The 2,693-nt window shown below is 67.7% G+C and carries 3 protein-coding genes; all 3 read left to right on the top strand.

Annotation, left to right across the window (positions count from 1 at the left end; genetic code table 11):
• Window positions 1–123: 123 nt before the first annotated feature.
• Window positions 124–1,299 carry a PucR family transcriptional regulator gene (locus ACIWQI_RS16120; protein WP_396658974.1) on the top strand — a complete coding sequence of 392 codons (1,176 nt, stop codon included), beginning with the start codon at window positions 124–126 and terminating at the stop codon, window positions 1,297–1,299.
• 205 nt (window positions 1,300–1,504) lie between these two features.
• Window positions 1,505–2,428 (top strand): ACP S-malonyltransferase, encoded by a 924-nt coding sequence (locus ACIWQI_RS16115; RefSeq protein ID WP_396658972.1) that lies wholly within the window; start codon window positions 1,505–1,507, stop codon window positions 2,426–2,428.
• Between the two features lie 86 nt (window positions 2,429–2,514).
• A partial coding sequence (locus tag ACIWQI_RS16110) for an acyl carrier protein (RefSeq protein WP_396658976.1) occupies window positions 2,515–2,693 on the top strand: 179 nt, incomplete at its 3' end.

The following is a 2,693-nucleotide window of genomic DNA, read 5'->3' as shown; positions in this document are numbered from 1 at the left end:
CTGCTCGCCGGGAAGGGTGCCACCGAACGTTTGGAGGAATCCCCCACAAAAAGGGCGTAGCTTTTAGGGATGCCCGACAATCGCTTCGTTCCGCCGAAGTCCACGGTCGAGGTGCTCGAGAGCGTGCCCGACTCGACGCTGCGCCGGCTGAAGCAGTACTCGGGGCGGCTGGCGACCGAGGCCGTGCACGCCATGGAGGAACGTCTGCCGTTCTTCGCCGACCTCGACGCCTCGCAGCGGGCCAGCGTCCAGCTCGTCGTCCAGACCGCGGTGGTCAACTTCGTCGAGTGGATGCGGGATCCGAGCAGCGACGTCGGCTACACGGCCCAGGCGTTCGAGGTGGTACCCCAGGATCTGCGCCGTCGCATCGCGCTGCGCCAATCGGTCGAGATGGTGCGCACCTCGATGGAGTTCTTCGAGGAGGTGGTGCCGCTGCTGGCCCGCACGGAAGAACAACTGAACGCGCTGACGGCGGGGATTCTGCGCTACAGCCGCGATCTGGCGTTCGCCGCGGCCAGCGCGTACGCGGATCAGGCCGAGGCGCGCGGAGCCTGGGACACCCGCATGGAGGCAAACGTCGTCGACGCCGTGGTGCGCGGTGACATCGGTGCCGAGCTGCAATCTCAGGCGGCCGCGCTCAACTGGGACGCCACCGCCCCGGCCACGGTGATCGTCGGTCTGCCGCACGCCGACCGATTGGACCTCGCGAGTGACGATGTCCGCGACGTCGTACAGCGCAACGACCGCGCGGCACTGTCCGATGTGCACGGCACCTGGCTGGTCGCGATCGTCTCCGGGCCGCTGGCCCCGACGGACCGGCTGCTCGGTGAGCTGCTGTCGGTGTTCGCCGACGGTCCTGTGGTGATCGGCCCGACCGCGCCGACGCTGACCGCGGCGCATCGCAGTGCGACCGAGGCCATTTCGGGCATGAACGCCGTGGCCGGCTGGGGCGGCGCACCGCGCCCCGTGGCCGCGCGCGAACTGCTGCCCGAACGTGCGCTGCTCGGAGACGCCACCGCGATCGCGATGCTCGAGACCGAGGTCATGCGGCCGTTGGCCGATGCCGGGCCCGCACTCACCGAGACGCTCGACGCGTACCTGGATTCCGGCGGCGCGATCGAGGCCTGCGCTCGCAAATTGTTCGTTCATCCAAACACGGTCCGCTACCGCCTGAAACGGATAGCCGACTTCACCGGCCGGGATCCCGCGGTGCCACGCGATGCATACGTGCTGAGGGTGGCGGCGACCGTCGGCCGACTGAGCAAACAGGCATATCAGTCGAGCACGCCAAATGGCTGATCCGATGCTCGCACGCCGAGCCGGGCAGGCGCGGGAGGCGCGCGGAGGAGGCCAAGACGCGGTCACCGCGACAATCACAGATTGCGGCACGGTCTCGCGAATGTCGCATCACATGCACTTTTGTGGAGACCCTACAAAAACATAAGACAAGGTTCATAATCTCTTACACCGCGCAAAACCATCTTCACAGTGTTCTCTTAATGACGTGCCTCAACCACCCGTGCTCGCATTGCTTGCCCCCGGACAGGGCTCGCAGACTCCCGGCATGCTCACCGCATGGCTGGAGCTGCCCGGCGCTGCTGACCGCCTCGCGACCTGGTCGCAGATCAGCGGCCTGGATCTGACCCGGCTGGGCACCACTGCCACGGCAGAGGAGATCACCGACACCGCGGTGACGCAGCCGCTCGTGGTCGCCGCGACACTGCTGGCGCACGAGGCGCTCGTCAAGCGCGGTGCACCCGAAACCACCGAGACCATCGTGGCCGGGCACTCCGTCGGCGAGATCGCGGCCTACGCGATCGCCGGCGTCATCTCCGCCGACGATGCCGTCAAACTGGCCGCGACCCGCGGCGCCGAGATGGCCAAGGCGTGCGCCGTCGAGCCCACCGGGATGTCGGCAGTGCTCGGTGGCGACGAGACCGAGGTGCTGGCCCGCCTGGAGTCGCTCGATCTGGTGCCCGCCAACCGCAACGCCGCGGGCCAGATCGTGGCCGCAGGCGCGATCGCGGCGCTGGAGAAGCTCGCCGAGGATCCGCCTGCCAAGGCCCGGGTCCGCCAGCTCGCCACCGCGGGTGCGTTCCACACCCACTACATGGCCTCGGCCCTGGACGGCTACGCCGCCGCCGCGCAGTCTGTAACGACGAGCGAGCCGACCGCGACACTTTTGTCGAACGCCGACGGGCAGCCCGTCACCTCGGCCGCTGACGCGATGGAGAAGCTCGTCGCCCAGCTGACCAAGCCCGTGCGCTGGGATCTGTGCACCGCGACCCTTCGCGACCGCAACACCTCGGCCATCGTCGAGTTCCCGCCCGCCGGAACGCTCGTGGGCATCGCCAAGCGGGAACTGAAGGGCACGCCGACGCGCGCCGTCAAGTCCCCCACAGATCTGGACGGCCTGGGCGAGCTCTGAGCCCGGCTACAACCGAATATCCAACTCAATCGTCCGGAATAGCGCTCTCCACACGGAGTGCGTATCAACAACAAGAAGGAGCCACCGTGCCCGCCAGTCAGGAAGAAATCATCGCCGGTCTCGCCGAGATCATCGAAGAGGTCACCGGCATCGAGCCGTCTGAGGTGACCCCGGAGAAGAGCTTCGTCGACGACCTGGACATCGACTCGCTGTCGATGGTGGAGATCGCGGTGCAGACCGAGGACAAGTACGGCGTGAAGATCCC

This window comes from Microbacterium sp. (assembly GCF_044508325.1).
Classification (GTDB): domain Bacteria; phylum Actinomycetota; class Actinomycetes; order Actinomycetales; family Microbacteriaceae; genus Microbacterium.
This window is presented reverse-complemented; position numbering and strand designations above follow the sequence as displayed.